This is a genomic window from Polynucleobacter sp. HIN7 (genome assembly GCF_030297595.1).
GTDB lineage: Bacteria > Pseudomonadota > Gammaproteobacteria > Burkholderiales > Burkholderiaceae > Polynucleobacter.
Genome location: NZ_AP028138.1, coordinates 390,637 through 410,859, shown reverse-complemented (window position 1 = coordinate 410,859; position 20,223 = coordinate 390,637). Strand labels below are relative to the sequence as shown.

The following is a 20,223-nucleotide window of genomic DNA, read 5'->3' as shown; positions in this document are numbered from 1 at the left end:
AATGGCTTTCTTTCGACCAGCCATCCTTGATTCGTTTAGCAAGTATTCGCGTCAACAATTCTCACAGGATATATTGGCTGGTATTACGGTTGGGGTGATTGCACTGCCACTAGCAATGGCGTTTGCAATTGCTAGCGGCTTAAAACCCGAGGCTGGAATCTTTGCCGCCATTATTGGGGGATTGATTGTCGCCCTATTTGGCGGCACTAAAGTTCAAATTGCAGGGCCTGCTGGTGCCTTTATCGTAATCGTTTATGCCATTGTTGATCGCTATGGGGTTGCCAATCTCTTACTAGCCACCACCCTATCAGGTGTTTTTTTATTTCTGATGGGACTGTTTCGCCTAGGAACTCTAGTTCGCTTTATTCCGATTGCCGTGATTGTTGGCTTTACGAATGGTATTGCGGTTCTCATCATTCTTTCGCAAATTAAAGATTTCTTTGGTTTGCAAATTCCACAATTACCATCGCAATTCGTTAGCATGGTACAAACGCTCATTCATCAGGCCGCTACCTGGAGCCTAACGACCTTAGCTCTATCACTCTCAAGTCTGCTCTTTCTGATTCTATGGCGACTCTTTCATAAGCGCCTCGGAAAACTGGGGATCATGCCAGGGACCATTTGGGTTCTGGTACTTGCAACTCTGGTAACCACCATTTTTTCATTACCAGTGGAGACGATTGGAACGCGGTTTGGTGGAATTCCATCCGGTCTTCCAAGCCCTCAATGGCAAGGAATTACTTGGGAGAGCGCTCAATTGGTGATTGCCCCAGCGATGACCCTAGCACTATTAGGCGCCATTGAATCCCTGCTCTGCGCTCGTATTGCCGATGGCTTGACGCATGAGCGCCATCGCCCCAATCAAGAGCTCATGGGCCAAGGAATTGCTAACTTTTTCATGCCTTTCTTTGGGGGTATGCCAGTTACCGGTACGATTGCCCGCACGGTCACTAATATTGAATCTGGCGCTAGAACACCAATCTCAGCGATTGTTCATTCAGCCACTCTACTGCTCATCATCGTATTAGCATCACCATTGGCAAAAAATATTCCATTGGCATGCTTAGCCGCGATCCTCATCTTTATTGCTTGGAACATGGGGGATTGGAAAAAATTCATCGATGTCCAACAATTTCGTCTGCCCTACCGCATCACCATGATCAGCGTGTTTTTACTCACTGTCACGGTGGATTTAACGGTTGCTGTGCAAGTGGGATTAATCTTGGCGTTCATCACTTTTGTATATCGAATTTCAAGTCTCTCACGAATTGAAAATGCGCCGATCACTGACTTTCCATTTCTTGAGGGTCAAGAGGATAAAGTGGCAGCGTATCGCATTTATGGCGCCCTCTTTTTTGGAGCTATTCAGCTGCTTGAGAAAATCGAGCAGCGGCTTCCCCAATGTGCAGTGGTATTAGATTTTAAGAATGTAATTTATATGGATACCACTGGGATGGATAGTTTGATGGAGTTCATGCACCATTGCCAAACCCAGGGTGTATCGGTCTATATCTGTGGCTTAAATCATCAAACTCATGATATTGCCCTGCGCTCTGGTCTTTACGACAAGATGAGTTCGGAGTATTTCTGCCATGACCTTGCCAGTGGACTTCAAAAAGCCAGAAATGCATTTTTGATATCTTAGTGGACCCAACCCTTGCGACGTTCATAGATCACAAATAAGACTCCCCAAACTACGATCGAAGCATAGGCCCAAATCCAAGAAATCCGATCGGACTGGGATCCGGTGAGATCAAGCACAAAACCAAAAATGGCTGGGCCCAATAATCCACCCCCAAAACCCATCAGTGAATGTAAGCCCATTGCTGCTCCCTTGAGCTTCTCATCAGCACTCGTCACCAGCCCCGCGGTTAACGTAGCAGAATCTGCCATGATAAAAATGGCATGACCAATTGCCAGTGCCAAAATAATCCAACTGGCATGGCCCATGGAGTAAGCGAGCGCCACTCCAAAAAAAGCACTGGTGATCATCACAATACACACCCATTGTTGGCGACCCACCTTTAAGGCAAGCTCGTTACCCAAAATCGAGGCAGGTACCCCAAAGAAATTAATGACTCCAGCAAGTGTCGTAGCCGCCAGAATAAATTGCTCGCCCGAAAGCTGGGTGCTAAGGATAAAAAAGGCAACTAACCAACTGCGCGAGGCAAAGAGCTCAAGTGAATGGACGGTATATCCGAGGATGTATCCTGAGGCATTGCGATTTTGCAAAACTTGTTGCCACTTCCGGATCGGGAAAATATTGCGCCAATCAATCCTTATATTGTCTTGCCAATGAGAATGACATGTTGGCTGAATCAGCACCAACACGATCAGGAGCGAGCATGCTGGACCCAAAGCGACCCAACGGTAAACATGATGCCAATCACCCAGATCGAGGATCCACCCTGAGATGACGTAGGAGAGGCCCGTCCCAACCCCAAAGAACGCCGTATAAAACGCAATATGGCGGGTGATTTCCCCTTGAATAGCTCGATCGGAAAGGATTTTGAGACCTGGCATATAGGTAGCTGCTAACCCAGCGCCGCTCACCATCATACAAGCGCAAGCGCTGATAAAGCCACTGGCGATAAAGCCCATTCCCAATTGACCCGCAATCGCCAACAAACTTCCAGTCATATAAATACGCCGCGCATCCATCTGATCGGTTAGCGCCGTGGCAAATGGCACCACCGCGATATAACCTACGAAGAATGCACTGGCAATTAGGCCGGATTCAAAATTAGAGAGGCCCCACTCGCCTTGCAAAGTGGTTAGTGTCACAGCATATGCAGCAAAGCCTAATAGAGCACCGACTTGGGCTACCAACATCCATGGTGTATTCCCTTTCAGAATGCTCATGACGATTTAATTATTGATCTTGCCGGTTTGAAGGCTCTTGAAAACCGTTGTGCCGAAAGGTAATCACCAAGGTGTCTCGATAGCCATGGGCTCCGATGGGTTGAATTGGTGTGGTCTCATGAATCATCTTCGCATCATTCAAAACTAAGGCTGTCCAAGAATCCCGTAAGGTAAACCGCAAACCAATCGAGCCTTGTGCTTCAAAAATACGGGTCTCCCCGCCTTTGACACCCACTCGATCCACCAAAATCACCACGACATAATCGACACCGTCGCGGTGAGCCCCTTCAGGCGTAGGGCGCCCAATACCATCGCTGGTATCAATCCGAAAAGGATGGGCCTCGACAAACCATTTTGGAGATACCGGAAATAATTGCGAGATCCCCAACATTAACTGTTGCCAGCTCAAATTGCTCTGCAATGCGGACTCTAGAGGCTCGAACCAGCGCTCGATCCCGCCATGAAGCGCGTTGTAATCAAGCGATTGCCAATGCGCACGATGGGGAGCTAATTCAAGAGCTCCTTGATGAATCAGATAGCTAGCATGGCGACGAAAGCGATAACGCCCGCCATCCTTTAAATACGGATCACGCGGCAAATTATTCCAATAGGTCTTCAAGCCCTCCAGATCCTTGAGGGGAGTTTTCACCAATTGGCTCAGGCTATCAGGGGATATCACCGCATAGCCCCGCTCTTGCAAGGAAAGTTGCAGTTGATCAAAGGGGGTAAATGGGGGAAGCAGCATCAAATTATTCTTAATACACTTGATTGATTTAATTCAAAAATAACTATTTAATTACCATTTTTTTGAAACTCTATTATTAGAAAAGAAAATAGTTTTAATGAGCATCAGTTTATTATTCAACTTTCAACTATTATGCCCTGATTAAATCCATGCCAACGAACTCAAACCCCCTGCGTGTTGCTCTGGTTACCGGTGCTGGAACTGGTATTGGTAAGGCTGCTGCCAAAGCCCTGCTATCGGATGGATTCTCGGTCGTGCTTACTGGGCGTAATCTAGAACGTTTGCAAAAAGCAATTAACGATATTGGTGGAAACGAAAGTAATTGTCTAGCAGTCGCCTGTGATGTAGGCAAACCCGAAGATGTAAAAGCGTTGTTTGGGAAACTAAAAGATCAATTCGGCCGCATTGATGTGCTTTTCAATAACGCGGGGATGGGCGCACCGGCCATTCCCATGGATGAACTTAGTTATGAGCAGTGGATGAATGTCGTCAACAGCAATCTGTGTGGCGCCTTCTTATGCGCCCAAGAGGCTATGCGGATGATGAAAGCCCAGTCACCACAAGGTGGTCGCATTATTAATAATGGCTCAATTTCAGCCCATGCGCCTAGACCCAATACCGCACCTTACACTGCAACTAAGCATGCAATTACCGGTCTAACCAAATCCATCGCCCTCGATGGCAGGCCATTCAATATTAACTGCGGTCAAATTGACATTGGTAATGCCGCTACTGAAATGACCGAGCGCATGGCCGCCGGAATTATGCAGGCTGACGGCTCGATCAAAGTCGAGCCGCGGATGGATGTCGATCATGTTGGACAGGCTGTTTTACAGATGGCCAAACTGCCGCCCGAAAGCAATATCTTGTTCATGACCATCATGGCAAGCAAGATGCCATTTGTTGGTCGCGGTTAGTCGTCTAGCGATAGCCTGCCTGATCCAAGATACGCTGCGCCGCTACTTGATTACGGCCAATGGCAGCGATCGATACTTTTTCGACTTGATAAGGTCCGAGCGCTTTTAAAGCAGGATTATCGACTTTTACGCCCGCTACCACCGGCCATTCGTTATTACCATCGGCCAGATAGACCTGCGCCGCATCGCTGGCTAGATACTCTAAAAACTTAACGGCTGCTTGCGGATTGGGAGCGTTCTTGGCTACCCCTCCCCCAGAAATATTGATGTGCACACCACCGGCATTTTGATTGGGCCAAATATGACCCACTTTAGCAACCACCGCGATATCCTCAGGCTTGGTCGAGCGCATTAGGCGCGCTAAGTAGTAGGAGTTGGTTAAAGCAACAGCACACTCACCAGATGCAACAGCGCGGATTTGATCGGTATCGCCACCTTTCGGTGCGCGCGCCATGTTGGCAACCATGCCTTTAGCCCACTTTTCAGTGGCCGCAGAGCCATCACGCTCAATCAGAGCACCCACCAATGACAACATATAGGGGTGTGAGCCCGAACGAGTGCATACCTTACCTTTATTGATTGGATCGGCTAACTTTTCATAAGTGTTCACATCCTCCGGCTTAATACGATCTTTGTTGTACACAATAATGCGCGCCCGAGTTGAAAATCCAAACCAGGTGGTTCCATCCGGATCAGCCTTAGCACGCAGATTGGCAGGTATGCGCTGATCCAATACCTTCGACTGAATCGGCTTGAACATGCCATTGACTTGAGCGCGCCACAATCGTGCTGCGTCAACAAGCAAGATCACATCGGCCGGGCTTTTGGCACCTTCGCTATTCAAGCGCTCAAGCAAAGCATTGTCGTCTGCCTCAATTCGGTTAATCTTGATGCCAGTACTTTTTGTGAAGTTGGCATAGAGCGATTCATCGGTTTGATAATGACGCGCGGAGTACAAATTAAGAACTGTATTAGGCTCAGCCGCATGGCTAAGTGGGGCACTAATTGCAAAACCCAAACCAAGTATGAGAGATACCTTCTTGATTGAAGATGTGAATCCTGAGCGAATTCCTTGCATATCAAACCATTCCTATCAGCAATTACAAAGATTACATTGTAATACGAATGAGAATGATTATCAATAATATTGGTACTTATGTGGTTTTTTAACGTTTCTGAGCAATGGCCCTAGATAGCAAGATCACCGGTAAAAGACCAACCAAAACAATGCTTAAGGCAGGTAAGGCTAATTCGGCCAGACGCTCATCAGCTGCTAATTGATAGGTAGCGACTGCCAAGGTATCTAAGTTAAATGGTCGCAATAGTAAGGTGGCTGGTAGCTCTTTCATGACATCAACAAACACAAATAACAAGGCTGTTAAAACACTGCGTCTTAATAATGGCAGATGAATCCGCCAAATCATCTCTATCGGCTTGGCGCCCAAGAGCGCAGCGGTCCCATCCATCGCTGGGGTAATACGGGTCAGGCCAGTCTCAATACTTTGCAAGCCTGCAGATAAAAAGCGAATCAGATACGCGTAAACTAATACTCCAACGCTTACCGACATCAACCAAGCAATATCCAATAAACCCAATAGAGACAAAATACCGACACCCAAGACTGCTCCCGGCAAAGCATAGCCAACCGTAAGCAAGCGATTAACCCCTTGCAACGTTTTACTTTGAGTAAGGCGTGCCGCATACGCCAAAAAGAGTGCGCAGAATACAGCCAATATCGCAGTGAACGCGGATAAGCTTAAGGAATTTTTTAACCACCCCCAATAGCGCGGATCAGCCTCTAGCCCCTGCTCGCTTAGAAGATCAAATAAAACTGCCATTGGCAAAACAAATGCAAAAAATAGGGTTAAGGCGCAGAATAAAAATGCGTAGAGCGCATGCGAACCGACTAAGCGCTTTGGGATCGCAGGTCGGGTATTCGTGTTAGCGAGGGCATAGCGTTGCCTGGCTCGATTGTGACGCTCCCAATAGAACACGATGAGGACAAAACTTAAGAGCATGAGGGATAGATGAACTGCAGCACTGCGGTCCCCAAACGATAACCAAGCTTTAAAAATGCCGGTCGCAAAGGTTTGCAAGCCAAAGTACGATACTGCTCCAAAATCGGCTAAGACCTCCATCAGTGCCAACGCAATACCGGTAAAAATTGCGGGTCTAGCCATGGGCAATACTAGCTTCATGAATGCTTGCACACTGGTGTACCCCAGAGTCTCGGCAACCTCCATAAATCGTGCACTTCGATCTAAAAAAGAGGTGCGAGCCACTAAGTAAACGTATGGATATAAACACATGGAGAAGGTCCAAATCGCACCTCCCAAAGAACGCGGATCAGGCAATGCCAATGAAAGACCTAAATTCTCACGCAACATAGTTTGCGCAGGCCCTGCGTGCTGCAAAAAATCCACAAACAAATACGCCATCACATAGGCAGGAACTGCAAGGGGCAGGATCAAGGCCCATTCAAAGATTGCCTTTCCTGGAAATTGATAGTTCGCTACTAACCACGCATTACCAACGCCCAATACAAAGACGCCGATACCAACGCCTAAACACAACAAGATCGTCGTAACAATGTAATCGGTCAGCACGTAGTTCCAGAGGTGGGTTAGCGTACTCTCGGCGACTATCCCATCGGATAGGATGGGGCTAGGTTGACCCAATAAAGCTGCCAAGATCAACCCTAGAATCGGAAGACTGAGGGCGAGGGCTAAAAGAATGGAGCTAGTGCGCATCGACTGCGGTGAAGGATCAAATAAATAGGTAGGTTGTGGTGTTTTTATGAATTTTTATGATTCAATGCGAAAATTATAGGGATGAATTCCAATCCAGCCCTGATTTCCCTCGAAAACATTGCCATTGAGTTTCCAAAGCAGGAAGGCTCAGGCTTTATTCGGGTTGTGAATGGTCTCAGTTTCCAACTTCCCAAAGGGGATATTGCCTGTCTTTTGGGCCCCTCCGGCTGTGGCAAATCTACGGTTCTACGCGCCATTTGCGGCTTTGAGCCTGTGCAAATGGGAAAAATCAAGATTTATGGCAAAACGGTGAGCTCACCAGGTATTCGAGTTCCACCAGCAGAGCGCAAAGTGGGGATGGTTTTTCAAGACTTTGCCCTCTTTCCACACCTAAGTGTTCTCGAGAATGTCATGTTTGGACTACGCACGGGTACAACAGCAGAGCGTGAAACTGTTGGGATGCAATGGTTAGAACGCGTAGCACTTGCCGATAAAGCAAGCGCTTATCCTCATGAGCTCTCGGGTGGACAACAACAACGCGTGGCTCTGGCACGTGCAATGGCTCCCGAACCCGATCTCATTTTGCTCGATGAGCCCTTCTCCAACTTGGATATTGATTTGCGTGAACGTCTGGCTAGTGAGATGCGCGACATCCTCAAGGCCAATGGAGTTACCGCTCTTCTCGTCACGCACGATCAATTTGAAGCGTTCGCAATTGCTGATCACATTGGGGTGATGAACGAGGGCAAAATTATTCAGTGGGATACACCTTATGACCTTTATCACAAGCCTAATACACGGTATGTCGCTGAGTTTATCGGTCGCGGGGTATTTATCAAAGGCAAAACCCAAGATGGTGGTGCCGTTGAAATTGAACTCGGTCAGTTACAGTTAGACCCAGGTGACGAACTAAGTCCTGGAAAACAAATTGATGTGCTCTTACGCGCTGACGATATTCAGCATGATGATGAAAGTCCGATGCAAGCTGAGGTGGTACGCAAAGCGTTTCGGGGAGCTGATTTTTTATACACCCTCAAACTTAGCTCAGGCCAAGAGGTTTTTGCCTTTGTTCCCAGCCACCATAACCACGCTATTGGTGAAAAGATTGGTATTCGTTTGGGCGCTGATCACGTAGTGACATTTAAAAGCTAAGCAACTACTCCGTTGGGGTTGGGTTTTGATTGGGCTTGTTGCCAATTGATAAAAGGATCGCAATCCCAATTAACACTACGGCAATTCCTGCAAGTTGCAAGGCGCTCACTGGTTCATTCAGAAAATACCATCCTAAAAATGCCGTTCCCACGGGGCCAATGGTACCTGCCTGAGCGGTCAAGCTCGAGCCAATACGATTGACGGCCATCATGATAAAGAGCATGGGCATGAAGGTACAAAACAAAGCATTGACGAGAGCAAAGTAATACACCTCGGGCTGTTGTACAAAAAGTTGATCGGCCCCCAGAACGAGGGATTGAATACAGGTTGCGACCGTGGCTGATGCACTTGCAAGCGCTACTAATCGGATGCTGCCCACGCGTCCAACTAACTCGCCAGCAAAAATTAAGTAGATCGAATAAACCACAGCCGCTAGAAAGACCAAAATACTGCCCAAGACAACGGCGCCATGCTCATTCAATTGAATATCGTGCATAAATACCATCACAATTCCTAAATAAGCAACGACCATTGCCCAATATTGCCTGCGAACAATCTCTTTTTTAAGAAAGAATTTTGAAAGCACTAAAACAATGGCTGGGGTCAAGTACAAAATGACCCTCTCTAAGCCTGCTGAGATGTAATGCAATCCTAAAAAGTCTAGATAGCTCGATAAAAAATAGCCTAATAAGCCAATCGCACAGACTTTAATTACATCCTGTCTCACCAAAGGTATAGGGGATGTAACTCGCTGATTCCACCAAACTGCCAACCAAAAGATGGGTAGCGAAAACACCATCCTCAGGGTGAGAACGACATCCGCAGTGGCACCATATTGGTAAGAAAATTTCACCACAATTGCTTTAGCAGCAAATAGGATGGCTCCTAGACTGGCAAGAATGATGGAGAGGTAAAAGCCTGACTGCACTAGCGCTTTCTAAAAATAGTCACCTATTCTTCCCATGGAAATCGTTGGCGTGATAACTCTTCCATGATCTCGCGCTTACTCATGGTGGGCTTGGGCTCAGATTTGATCTCAGCCTTGAGTTGGCTTGAGGATTGATCTTCCTCCTTTGCTTGATCAACTGAATTTGTATTGTTTGGCTCAGATGAATTCATGATGCTTAGATTGTAAGGTTATATTGGTAAGATGCCGCTGATCTAAAAATAAGCTGTCATCGAAAACGATGAGTGCTTTGTATTTCATAGCTGAAGCAGTTCATCTAGTGGATTCAAAATTTACTTTTTATTGCGCTTTCTTTTTGGCAAAATACTGTCAAGTATTTCTACATAAATAATATGTTTCTTAAATTCAAATTTTTTGCGTTTTTTATTATTTTATTTAGCATTGCTGAATCCAGCAACGCAATACCGCTCTTCTCGAGACAAACGGGTCAGAACTGCGTCTCATGCCATGCTGGCGGTCAATATCCTGAACTAACCCCTTATGGCAGATATTTTAAGCTCACCGGTTACACGTTGGGCACCCGTCAAGATTTGCCCATTTCGATTCAATTTGTAGGTGGTGCTGCTACCAGTACCAATGGTAATAATGGCACTGGGCAGACTCAGCAAAGTGGCAAACTAGAACCAAATTATCTTTTTCTTAATGTAGGTGGTAAGATTTTTGATAACTTCGGTGCTTTTAGTCAGTGGTACTACGCATTTGATGAGCAAACTAGTGGTGGAGGCTCAGTCAAAAATCAAAACAGTTTTGCTGCCGATGTTCAGGATTGGCGTTATGCTGACCGCTTTGTGGGTGGCGATGGCATCATTAAAGATATTATTTGGGGTGCCTCACTTAATAATTATGCGGGCGTTACTGATGTCTGGAATTCTTCTCCAATGTGGATGTATCCCTACATGGGCTCTAACAGAAACTCGTCAACATATGGACTTCCCTTCAACACCAAACTAAGCGCTTATGGCATCAACGCTCCCGGCTATGGTGTTTATGCGTATATTAATAATAATTTTTATGGTGAACTTAACCTATATCAATCAGGTGGTTCGGGACCATTGTCTTGGATGACTTACCCCGCATCAAATAGCAATCCGAATAACGCACCAACATACCTTCAAGGACTTAATCCTTATTTTCGGTTTGCCTATCAAAGTAATGAGCGAAACGGCCACAATTGGATGATTGGATTTCTTGGATCGAATATTAATCAATATCAAAGCTGCTCGACCGTTGCCAATAGCGCTCAATTCACTGGCAACATCCCATCGTGCTTGGCAATAAACTCGCCCGCTCTGGGCTCAGGCACTGTGCAATATCAGGATCGAGCAGTTGATGGGCAGTATCAATACTTAGTGGATCCTCATACTGTTACTGCGCAAGCCCGCTTTACTCAAGAAAATATCACTGATGCAAACAATATTCTTTACAGCAATACAAATAACAATCTCAATTCATTGATTGCTAAAATCAGCTATGTCTACAAAGCAACTTATGGTGCTGGCCTTGGCTACTTAAGTGTTTCTGGTTCAGCAGATGCTCGATATGGAACGAATGCCATTAGCGGTGCAAACTTACAGCCAAACTCAGTCGCCTGGATGCCATCTATTTGGTATCAACCACTCCAAAATATCCGAATTACCTATACGTATACAGCATTCACTCAGTTTAATGGTGGCAATAAAAACTACAACGGATTAGGCACCAACGCAAGCGCAAATAACGCATCATGGTTTTACGTTTGGATAGCAATGTGATGTTAGTGAGATACAAAAACATTAACAAAATTAGCGTCTTAAGGATATTCCTTGGCTTACTGATATCTGGAATATTTTCAGGCTGTACATACTTCAATTCGACCCCCCCTATAAGTACTCTTGAAAACCCATTACGGAGTAGAACCATTGGTGATTATCCAGTTTCTGGAAAAGTTCTTGCCGTTCAGATTTGCTCATCTTGTCATGGGCTTGATGGCTACTCAAACACTCCGATCATGCCCAATCTTGCTGGACAGCAAAAAGAGTATTTAATAAATCAATTAAATGATTATCGAGATCAGACTCGTCGAAATGAATATGGCGTGATGTATATGTGGGGCATGGCTAGAGGACTATCCGACTCACAAATTAATGAGCTTGCTGAGTACTTTTCTCAATTAAAGATTAAACCTCAGAAGATCCCTTATACATCTGAGTCGATAACTCGAGGAAAAGAAATTTTCGAAAAGGGAATACCCCAGCAATCTGTTTTACAGTGCAACTCCTGTCATGGCAATGAAGGTCAGGGACAAGGCTCAATACCTCGAATTGCTGGTCAGAAAGCTTTCTATAACCAAAAACAGCTTAACCTTTGGAAAAATCCTGATCAAAAAAGATTTATGGAAATTGGCGGCACAACATGGTCGGCGAAAACTATTCACTTTGAACGTCCGCGAGGCAATCTCATGCAAATGATTTCAAAAGGACTGTCTGATAGTGATATAAAAGCAGTTACTGAATATCTTGAAACAATGAATTAATCCGATATCTTTTAGTTAATTGCTAATTACAAATTTTTACGTATACATAATTAAAGCAGAGGTAACCTCTACTTCAATCAATTTTTTGATTGCAACCCTCTGAGTGCTGTTTATCAGTCCCATGGGAATTTCTGTATTTCAAGCGTGGCTTTTTACGTCTATTACGTCGGTTTCAGGAAGAAATCAATGGCCAAGGCAACTACTGGTGGCTCGATGCGGTGCGGGCCTTTGAATTCTAAAGAAGTTACGTCATAACCTGCGGCTTTAAGTTTGGTTACGTGAGGACGTGAACTAGTTTCAATTGACAATTGCTCATCTTCCAAACCGTGGGCGATGAAAATGCGGGGTGCGCCATTTTGTTGAAGGACCGACATAAAGCCTCCAGAAAATACGATCACATGACTTACAAAGTCGCCATTGGTCAGACCTACTGATAGTGCATAGCTGCCTCCGTCTGAAAACCCAGCAAATCCCAAGTGGGATGGATTAATAGAAAAACGTGAGGCTACTTCGTGCAATGCTTTGTCTAGCCGCTCTAGGTCTGGGCCATTACCACCCACAACCAAATCCCAAGTCGGAAACTGAGACTGCGGCAGCAGAAGTAAAAAGCCATGCTGACGCGCATGCTCGATCAAAAATGGCAACACCTTATCAGCGCTGCCACCAGCACCATGAAACATCACAAGCAGAGCAACTGGAACTCCAGGCTGGAGATCTTCCGGCACGATCAATACTGCATCGCGCTCGCTAGCAATACCCAGGTTGTGACGACCAGCGGGCAAGGCTTGCCTGTCAGGCACAGTACCAGGCCGAAAACTGAGCCGGCCCAGCAGCAAATCTCCAAGGAGGGATGTGTCAAACGTTGCCATCTTAGACGGATTTGCTGATACTGCGAAAAGCCGCGCACTGAGCAAATGCATCTTCGTTCAGTAACAAATTCCTACCCTTGCAGAATTTGAGCGTCAGCTTGAGCAACTCCTTGATATCGCGGCCGCTGGCAGCTGGGTAAGTTACTATCAAGCGCTCAACTAGGTCATCAGACAGCTCGGTGTTGAACTGCTGCGCGAGCGATTTCCATAATTGTTTCGCCTGCTCTTGTGTCGGCGTCTCGAACTGGATGATAGCGATGCAGCGCGATAGGACAGCGTCATCAATATCGGCTACGCGGTTGGTGGTCATGAACAGCAAACCGTTAAAGTACTCGAGGGTCCGCAGAAACTCGGCCACGATGGCGTTATGCTCCAGATCATTGTCGCGGCGGCGAATGTAGACGTCAGCCTCGTCGATTAATAGCACCGAATCCCAGCGCGCAGCACGCCGCAGGATTTTCGAAAGGTTAGCCTCCACTGAGCTTGCCGTCACCCCGAGTTGACCAGAATGTACCCGGTATAACGGTTTCTCCACGACTTCGGCATAGACCTCTGCTGTCAGCGTCTTGCCAAGTCCAGGCGCGCCTTTACACAGAATGGTTGTACCGCCTGACTTACCCTCGACAATGTCTTCCATTAGGAAGTTACGATCAGCGGTCAAGATATCAATCAAGTCGCGATGAGTATTTGGCAGAACGAGCTTGTCACGCAATTCTGGCTTATAACGATAGGCCTTCACATTTTGCACATGAGCCCATATGCTGCGGTGGTAATCCAGGTGAAATAGGTGCAGATAGCAATGCTGGGGAATCCTCTCAAAACCCTCGCTGATACCGCTTGCTCGCCAGAAGATTGCGTCAGCGGTGGTATCGAAGTGGCGTTCCAGTAGCTCTTCATCATTGACGCATCGAGCTGTTGTACCGGCCTGCAGCCTCAGGCATTCGAGTTGTGGACGAGACCCTTCGCTCGACATCCAGACAGTGCCAGAAACAGTAAATTGCGCACCAAACTTTGGTTGCATTTGCATGAAATGTTTCAAGTGTGTCTCGTATTCGTTTTTGAATTCCACACATTCTTTGAAGTAACCATAGCCCGTCATCAATTCAGGAATCGTGCAATCCTGAATATCTTCGGCGTAAAAGGTGATACTGTTAGTCATGCCGGTGCGCCTTAACCTCGGATCGTTAATTGGCTCACGATCTGCGGCCTGCAAGGTATTCGCCAGAAGGCCGATGATGACGTAAGCTGCGCCATCGACAGGCTGCACATAGCGCATTGAATGGACCAGCCAGGGTAGCAACACACCATCCTTGCCAAGTTTGTAGAGCCAGCCATCGATCATGTCGCGCGACAGCCAAGCGATCAGACCAGGGATCAGATGCTCCAAGCTTGGGATTTTTCGGGCAGCCGGCGCAGCATGGATATTGTCCAGCGCAATCATTTGGAACATCAGCTCACGCTCGTCGGCCGTGCGGCACAGGCCGTAGAGCGTGTTCAATGAAGTGGCATCGAAAAGACGGCTAGATACCACACGTTTACCACGGGAAAGGCCGTACTCGCTAAGCCGCTTCGCAAGGAGCGTATCCCCATCGATCATTCCAAGAAGCGTATTGGCTAGGGTTTCTGGTATTTCGAATTCCATGTGTTCTTTTTACTCTTCTACTCGTTGAATAAATCATAGAAAGCAAAGTCTGAAACATGATTGACTGCAGTCAATGCGAGTCAAAATTGGGTCTATTTCAGGCATGATATACGCATTAGTAATACTCAAAAGACAAAAACCCCAACCATTACTGGTCAGGGTTATGTATTCTGGTGGGCCCACCAGGACTTGAACCTGGGACCAAAGGATTCCGGTTTGTGTTAGTTTCCTAACTCCCTGGACTATGCCTTCACCGTATAAAGATTTATAAATCCTTACTTAGGTGGGTGCCGTCTAGTCTCTACACCTTCAGAATCTTGCGATTCCGCTTGGCTCGGCGTTGGCATATGTAGTTTTTAACTACCTTTAGCGTTCACCGAATTTGACACCATTCACACAGCAGCTTTCGCTATCTGGTGCACAACTTTCGCTATGAGTCCTCTGCTCTAACCAACTGAGCTATGGGCCCTACTTAACTTGTTTTACTACACAAAAACCACATAAAAACCCTATTTACTACACACCATGAAAAACCCGTTGGTGTGTAAGCGGTGTGTAGTGAATTTAAACCACTCATTTCACCACTAACCGCTTGAAATCATTGAGGTCTTTACTGCTAGACCTCATGGTTAAGTCCATTATGAGTCCTCTGCTCTAACCAACTGAGCTATGGGCCCCTGAGACTTCATCAATCTTCTTCAAGGAAGGTTTTCAACTTATCACTGCGGCTTGGATGACGCATCTTACGCAATGCCTTGGCTTCGATTTGACGAATGCGTTCACGCGTCACATCAAACTGCTTACCAACCTCCTCGAGGGTGTGATCGGTGCTCATCTCGACACCAAAACGCATCCGTAATACTTTTGCCTCACGCGGTGTTAAGGAATCAAGCACATCCTTCACTACATCGCGCATCGAGTCATGCAGTGCGGCCTCGGCAGGTGCCAAGGTATTGGAATCTTCAATGAAGTCGCCCAAATGTGAATCCTCATCATCGCCAATCGGGGTTTCCATAGAAATCGGTTCTTTTGCGATCTTCATGATCTTCCGAATCTTATCCTCTGGAATCTCCATCTTCTGTGCCAAGGTTGCAGCATCGGGCTCATGACCAGTCTCTTGCAAAATCTGGCGACTAATGCGATTCATCTTATTGATGGTCTCAATCATGTGTACTGGGATACGGATCGTTCTCGCCTGATCTGCGATCGAGCGAGTAATTGCCTGACGAATCCACCAGGTCGCATAAGTCGAGAACTTGTAACCGCGACGGTACTCAAACTTATCGACTGCTTTCATGAGACCAATATTGCCCTCTTGAATCAGATCCAAGAACTGTAAGCCACGGTTGGTGTACTTCTTAGCAATCGAGATTACCAAGCGTAAGTTTGCGACCGTCATCTCGCGCTTCGCTTCCCTCGCCCGCTTCTCACCGGCAATCATTTGCTTATTCACTTCTTTGAGCTCATTGAGCGGTAGAACCACTTTGGTCTGAATATCGATCAACTTTTGTTGTAGCTCTTGAATCGCTGGGACATTGCGCTCCAAGAGAGCGCTATACGACTTTGGCTCTTTGAGAAGATTTGCGGTCCAACGCAAGTTCATGGCCATTTTTGGAAATGCTTGTAGAACTTCGGCACGCGGGATCCCAATCTTATCAACCAGAATACTCACAATGCCGCGCTCGAGTTTCCAAACTTCATCGACTTGGGCACGCATGGTGTCGCAGAGCTTTTCAACACTCTTTGCTGTTAAGCGAAAGCCAAGTAACTCGTTTCGAATCGCGTCTTGCGCTTTTAAATAACCTGGTGAGTTATAACCATCGCGGTCGTGGGCGCGACGCATCTTGTCAAACTGCGTCCGAATCACCGCAAACTTTTCAAGGGAACGTTGCTTTAGCTCTTCGAGTTGCTTCGCACTAGCAGTACTCGCGCCACCACCGCCACCTTCATCATCATCGCCCTCTTCGCCCTCATCCATCATCTCCAGATCCTCGGGCTCATCGGCAGCCATCGGAATATCTTCAGCATTAGGATCTACTAGGCCATCGACAAACTGATCGATTTCCATCTCTCCGGAAACAATCTTGTCGACATTGGTGAGGATCTCTGAAATGGTGACGGGGCAAGCAGAAAGAGCCATCACCATATCTTTGAGACCGGCTTCGATCTTTTTGGCGATCACGATCTCACCCTCGCGGGTTAAGAGATCGACGGTACCCATCTCGCGCATATACATGCGCACGGGGTCAGTAGTACGACCGAACTCTGAGTCAACGGTTGAGAGAGCAGCTTCAGCTTCTTCTTCCGCCTCTTCTTCCGAGGTTGCGGTAGGGCCATGTTCATTTAAGAGTAAGGTTTCTGCATCGGGAGCTTGCTCATAGACGGTAATCCCGATGTCATTAAGCAGACCGATCAGAGTTTCAAGGGCGTCCACCTCTGACAATTCATCGGACATGACATCGTTCATCTCGCCATGAGTTAAGTAACCCTTGGACTTACCCATTTTGATAAGGGTCTTCAAACGTGCACGGCGTAACTCTTGCTGCTCTTCACTACCCAATTGTTGTGCAGCAAACTCTTTGAGGAGTGCTTTTTCTTTTGCTTTTCGATCGCGTGCTTTTTGGCGATCGGTGCGGTTATCAACACCAGGCTCGCCCGCTACTTCGACCTTTGGTTTACGACCACGCGTCTTTTTAATCGGCTGACCATTTTCATCCAACTCAACCGCTGCCTCTTTGGCTTTTAACTTGGCGGCTTTTGCTTCCGCCTTGGCTTGTTCCTTCGCCGCCTTCTCTTGCGCTTTCTTCAGGGCCTTCTCTTCGGCCGCCTTTTTTGCCAACTCTTTGGCAGTTAATTTTGGTGCCGCTTTCACTGATTTAGCACTTGGCTTGGCAGTCTTTGCTGTCGGCTTTGCAGTTTTGGAAACCACTTTTTTAGCTGGCGCCTTTATTGCCTTACCCGCAGGTTTGCTCACTTTTTTTACTGGAACCTTGGCGGGCTTCTTAGCAACCGCTTTTACTGACTTCTTTGCCGGAGCAGCAGGCTTTACTTTTTTAACCGGTGCCTTAGCTTTAGGTGCCGGTTTTGCTAATTTTTTAGGAGCGACTTTGGAAGCTGGTTTTTTCATGGATATCTGTGCAATCGATCAATCTAATAAGTTAGTAAATACTCACTTAATCCATATTTCCTGATGATCTGGTTCATTTGCCCGCATCGATCATCCAAAGGTACTCAGGCCATGGAGGTAAGTGGCTGATTCAAATAGTTTTTTCTGGAAGTGCGTATTATACTCGATTGAGCCAATCAAGACCTACAAAAGCTTAAAAAATATCGATTTAAGCCATTTATTTTCTGATTTTCCTACTGCCTACTCAAACGCTGACTAATTTCCCGGTAGCGCTCTAAATCCTGTGTATTTGCAGTTCCCTGAGTCATTTTTTCGGTAATTTCAGTCATTTCGGCTTTCAAATGACCAAGTTCTAGCTTATTTAAGACTCCCTCCAGATCCTCTTTTGCTCCAAGATACTCAATCTCAGAACCCAAAATGCGTTGCCTGAGGATTTGGTACAAATCGGCCAATGGACTGGTTGCTAACTGATCCTGAAAAACCGCAAAGGAAGAATTTGGATTTTGAGTATTGATCTCCAAAATGTCGCACTGATGAATCAGGTCGCTCATTAAATCATGCGCCTTATCTGATCGTTTTTTGGCGACCTCCATTGCCAATTGACGTTGATCGGGGGTCATGTCTTTTCCAAGAATCGGGAACTGAATCAGTAAACGCATGATGTGTTCTGACAAATCGGTTGGCCTGGGTGGTTCAACGTTAGGACGGGACTGCTTTGCCGATCGTGCGGCGATCGGTTTTGTAATTACCGGTTTGATATTCTGCGATTTGGTTTGGGCTTGAGTGGTAGGGAGCGGAGTTTTAGTAGCAGAAGTCAATGCACAAAATTGCTCAAGCTCACTCACACTCGATGCGGTACGATTCGCAAGCTCACGCAGCAATTGAGAGCGCATGGCAATCGCTGGCATCGATTGCAGCCATGGTTTGGCTATGTGATGGGTTTTAGCTCGACCCTCTGGAGTTGCTAGATCATTACCCTCGCTCGCAAGCTTGAAAAAGAATCCGGATAAGGGCATCGCCTGATGAATTGCTTGCTCAAACGCGGCAGCGCCATATTGACGAATATAGCTATCGGGATCATGCTCGCTGGGCAAAAATAAAAAACGAATTTCTTTATCGTCACTCAAGATGGGTAGGGTTGCCTCCAGCGCACGCTGCGCCGCACGCTGACCGGCTGCATCCCCATCAAATGAAAATACAATCCGATCGGTTTGGCGCAATAAAGTGCGCACATGAAAGGGTGTGCACGCAGTCCCCAAGGTGGCAACCGCATTGGCAAAGCCTAGTTGGGCCAAAGCCACCACATCCATATAGCCTTCACAGACCAAGACAAATCCGCGATCCCGAATCGCTAAGCGTCCCTCAAATAATCCATAAAGAGTATTTCCTTTGGAAAACAACGGGGTCTCTGGAGAATTTAAATACTTAGGCTCCCCTTGATCTAAGATGCGGCCGCCAAAGGCAATCACTTGTCCTTTGGGATTTCGAATGGGGAACATGATCCGATCACGAAAGCGGTCATAACGTTTGGTCTTGCTCTGACTGTCGGCACCCTCTCCCTGGATAATCAAGCCAGCCTCGATCAGTAACTTGGCAGTTTCATCCTTGCTATACGAATCAAATACCGCCTCGAGTCCCTGCCAGCCATCAGGTGCATACCCAAGGCCATAGCGCTTGGCAATCTCGCCGGTCAAACCACGCCCCTTCAGGTAGTCAATGGCCCGCTGCGATCCTTTTAGTTGCTGAGAATACCAATCGCTCGCCATAGTCATTACTTCGCCAAGGGCCAGGGCTTGCTTTTGCGCAATCACATCACGAACATTGCGCTCTTCACGGGGAACAGACAGGCCCACCGAACGGGCGAGATCTTCAATCGCATCCACATAAGACTGTCCGGAGTACTCCATCATGAAGCCAATTGCCGACCCATGCGCCCCGCACCCGAAGCAGTGATAGAACTGCTTGGTGGGGGATACTGAAAACGAGGGTGACTTCTCTTGATGAAAAGGACATAAGCCTTGATAGTTCGCGCCCGCCTTTTTGAGTTTGACGTGCTTGCCCACCACATCCACAATATCGACCCGATTGAGTAAATCGGAGATAAAGGATTGGGGAATCAGGGCCATAAACGAATCACTACTTTGCGAGAGCGGCCTTGACCATGCCCGAGACCATTCCCATATCGGCTTTCCCAGCAAGTTGTGCCTTGAGTGCTCCAATCACTTTGCCCATATCCTGTGGGCCCGCAGCTCCCAAGCTCGAAATTGTCTTTTGAATCGCCGCCTGTACTTCAGCCTCTGATAGTTGGGCTGGCATATAGGCTTGCAAGATGCCTAACTCTTTTGATTCTTGGTCAACTAGGTCCGTGCGACCTGCTTTCTGAAACTGCTCAATTGAATCTTTGCGCTGCTTGATCAGTTTTTCAACAATGGCAATGATGCCGGCATCGTCTACCGTAATACGCTCATCCACTTCGCGCTGTTTAATTGCAGCCAACAACAAGCGAATGGTGCCCAGCCGCTCGGTCTCTTTAGCACGCATAGCTGACTTCATGTCTTCGGTAATTTGCTCTTTGAGAGTCATTTAAGTTCTCCAAATCGTAGATGGTATTGATCCATTATCCAAGAGATTAACGAATACGCATGTAAGTGCTTTGATTGTGTTGATAAATGCAACAGCA

16 protein-coding genes are annotated in these 20,223 nt (G+C 46.9%); 5 read left to right on the top strand and 11 right to left on the bottom strand.

Features of this window, described 5'->3' with window-relative positions; genetic code table 11:
• Window position 1 precedes the first annotated feature (1 nt).
• Window positions 2-1,645, top strand: coding sequence for a SulP family inorganic anion transporter (locus tag QUE64_RS02095; protein WP_286225719.1), 1,644 nt, complete (start codon window positions 2-4; stop codon window positions 1,643-1,645).
• On the opposite strand, the gene QUE64_RS02090 is transcribed toward QUE64_RS02095, so the two are convergent.
• A complete protein-coding gene (locus tag QUE64_RS02090; protein ID WP_286225718.1) occupies window positions 1,642-2,862 on the bottom strand; it encodes an MFS transporter in 1,221 nt (406 codons plus the stop codon). The genes QUE64_RS02095 and QUE64_RS02090 overlap by 4 nt on opposite strands.
• 10 nt (window positions 2,863-2,872) lie before the next feature.
• Window positions 2,873-3,607: a 2OG-Fe dioxygenase family protein gene (locus QUE64_RS02085; RefSeq protein ID WP_286225717.1), complete on the bottom strand. Its 735-nt coding sequence runs from the start codon at window positions 3,605-3,607 to the stop codon at window positions 2,873-2,875.
• 149 nt (window positions 3,608-3,756) lie between these two features.
• Between QUE64_RS02085 and QUE64_RS02080 the strand changes: the two genes are divergently transcribed.
• The gene (locus tag QUE64_RS02080) at window positions 3,757-4,524 is read left to right on the top strand and encodes an SDR family oxidoreductase (protein ID WP_286225716.1); all 768 of its coding nucleotides are present in this window, start codon (window positions 3,757-3,759) and stop codon (window positions 4,522-4,524) included.
• 4 nt (window positions 4,525-4,528) lie between these two features.
• On the opposite strand, the gene QUE64_RS02075 is transcribed toward QUE64_RS02080, so the two are convergent.
• Window positions 4,529-5,602 (bottom strand): extracellular solute-binding protein, encoded by a 1,074-nt coding sequence (locus QUE64_RS02075; protein WP_286225714.1) that lies wholly within the window; start codon window positions 5,600-5,602, stop codon window positions 4,529-4,531.
• 88 nt (window positions 5,603-5,690) lie between these two features.
• Entirely contained in the window at window positions 5,691-7,274 is a 1,584-nt protein-coding gene (locus tag QUE64_RS02070) for an ABC transporter permease (RefSeq protein ID WP_286225713.1), read from the bottom strand.
• Window positions 7,275-7,355: 81 nt separating this feature from the next.
• Between QUE64_RS02070 and QUE64_RS02065 the strand changes: the two genes are divergently transcribed.
• Window positions 7,356-8,426: an ABC transporter ATP-binding protein gene (locus QUE64_RS02065; RefSeq protein WP_286225712.1), complete on the top strand. Its 1,071-nt coding sequence runs from the start codon at window positions 7,356-7,358 to the stop codon at window positions 8,424-8,426.
• A 4-nt stretch (window positions 8,427-8,430) separates the two neighbouring features.
• On the opposite strand, the gene QUE64_RS02060 is transcribed toward QUE64_RS02065, so the two are convergent.
• A complete protein-coding gene (locus QUE64_RS02060; protein ID WP_286225711.1) occupies window positions 8,431-9,354 on the bottom strand; it encodes a DMT family transporter in 924 nt (307 codons plus the stop codon).
• A 23-nt stretch (window positions 9,355-9,377) separates the two neighbouring features.
• Window positions 9,378-9,545 carry a hypothetical protein gene (locus QUE64_RS02055; protein WP_286225710.1) on the bottom strand — a complete coding sequence of 56 codons (168 nt, stop codon included), beginning with the start codon at window positions 9,543-9,545 and terminating at the stop codon, window positions 9,378-9,380.
• Between the two features lie 180 nt (window positions 9,546-9,725).
• Here QUE64_RS02055 and QUE64_RS02050 point away from each other — a divergent pair, with 180 nt between their 5' ends.
• Together QUE64_RS02050 and QUE64_RS02045 are read left to right on the top strand one after the other, a co-directional pair.
• Window positions 9,726-11,144 carry a cytochrome C gene (locus QUE64_RS02050; RefSeq protein ID WP_286225709.1) on the top strand — a complete coding sequence of 473 codons (1,419 nt, stop codon included), beginning with the start codon at window positions 9,726-9,728 and terminating at the stop codon, window positions 11,142-11,144.
• Complete coding sequence (locus tag QUE64_RS02045) at window positions 11,117-11,905, top strand: c-type cytochrome (RefSeq protein ID WP_353506771.1); 789 nt, start codon at window positions 11,117-11,119, stop codon at window positions 11,903-11,905. The genes QUE64_RS02050 and QUE64_RS02045 overlap by 28 nt, the downstream gene beginning before the upstream one ends.
• A 161-nt stretch (window positions 11,906-12,066) precedes the next feature.
• Here the strand turns inward: QUE64_RS02045 and QUE64_RS02040 are convergent, their stop codons facing one another.
• From QUE64_RS02040 to QUE64_RS02020, 5 genes are all read right to left on the bottom strand, one after another.
• On the bottom strand, window positions 12,067-12,774 hold the full coding sequence (locus QUE64_RS02040) for an alpha/beta hydrolase (RefSeq protein WP_286225708.1): 708 nt from the start codon (window positions 12,772-12,774) through the stop codon (window positions 12,067-12,069).
• A gap of 1 nt (window position 12,775) precedes the next feature.
• The gene (locus tag QUE64_RS02035; protein ID WP_286225707.1) at window positions 12,776-14,416 is read right to left on the bottom strand and encodes an AAA family ATPase; all 1,641 of its coding nucleotides are present in this window, start codon (window positions 14,414-14,416) and stop codon (window positions 12,776-12,778) included.
• A 688-nt stretch (window positions 14,417-15,104) separates the two neighbouring features.
• Window positions 15,105-17,543 carry an RNA polymerase sigma factor RpoD gene (gene rpoD / locus QUE64_RS02030; protein WP_286225706.1) on the bottom strand — a complete coding sequence of 813 codons (2,439 nt, stop codon included), beginning with the start codon at window positions 17,541-17,543 and terminating at the stop codon, window positions 15,105-15,107.
• 233 nt (window positions 17,544-17,776) lie between these two features.
• Window positions 17,777-19,663 (bottom strand): DNA primase, encoded by a 1,887-nt coding sequence (gene dnaG, locus QUE64_RS02025; protein ID WP_286226144.1) that lies wholly within the window; start codon window positions 19,661-19,663, stop codon window positions 17,777-17,779.
• 16 nt (window positions 19,664-19,679) lie between these two features.
• Window positions 19,680-20,126, bottom strand: coding sequence for a GatB/YqeY domain-containing protein (locus QUE64_RS02020; protein WP_286224121.1), 447 nt, complete (start codon window positions 20,124-20,126; stop codon window positions 19,680-19,682).
• Window positions 20,127-20,223: the final 97 nt, after the last annotated feature.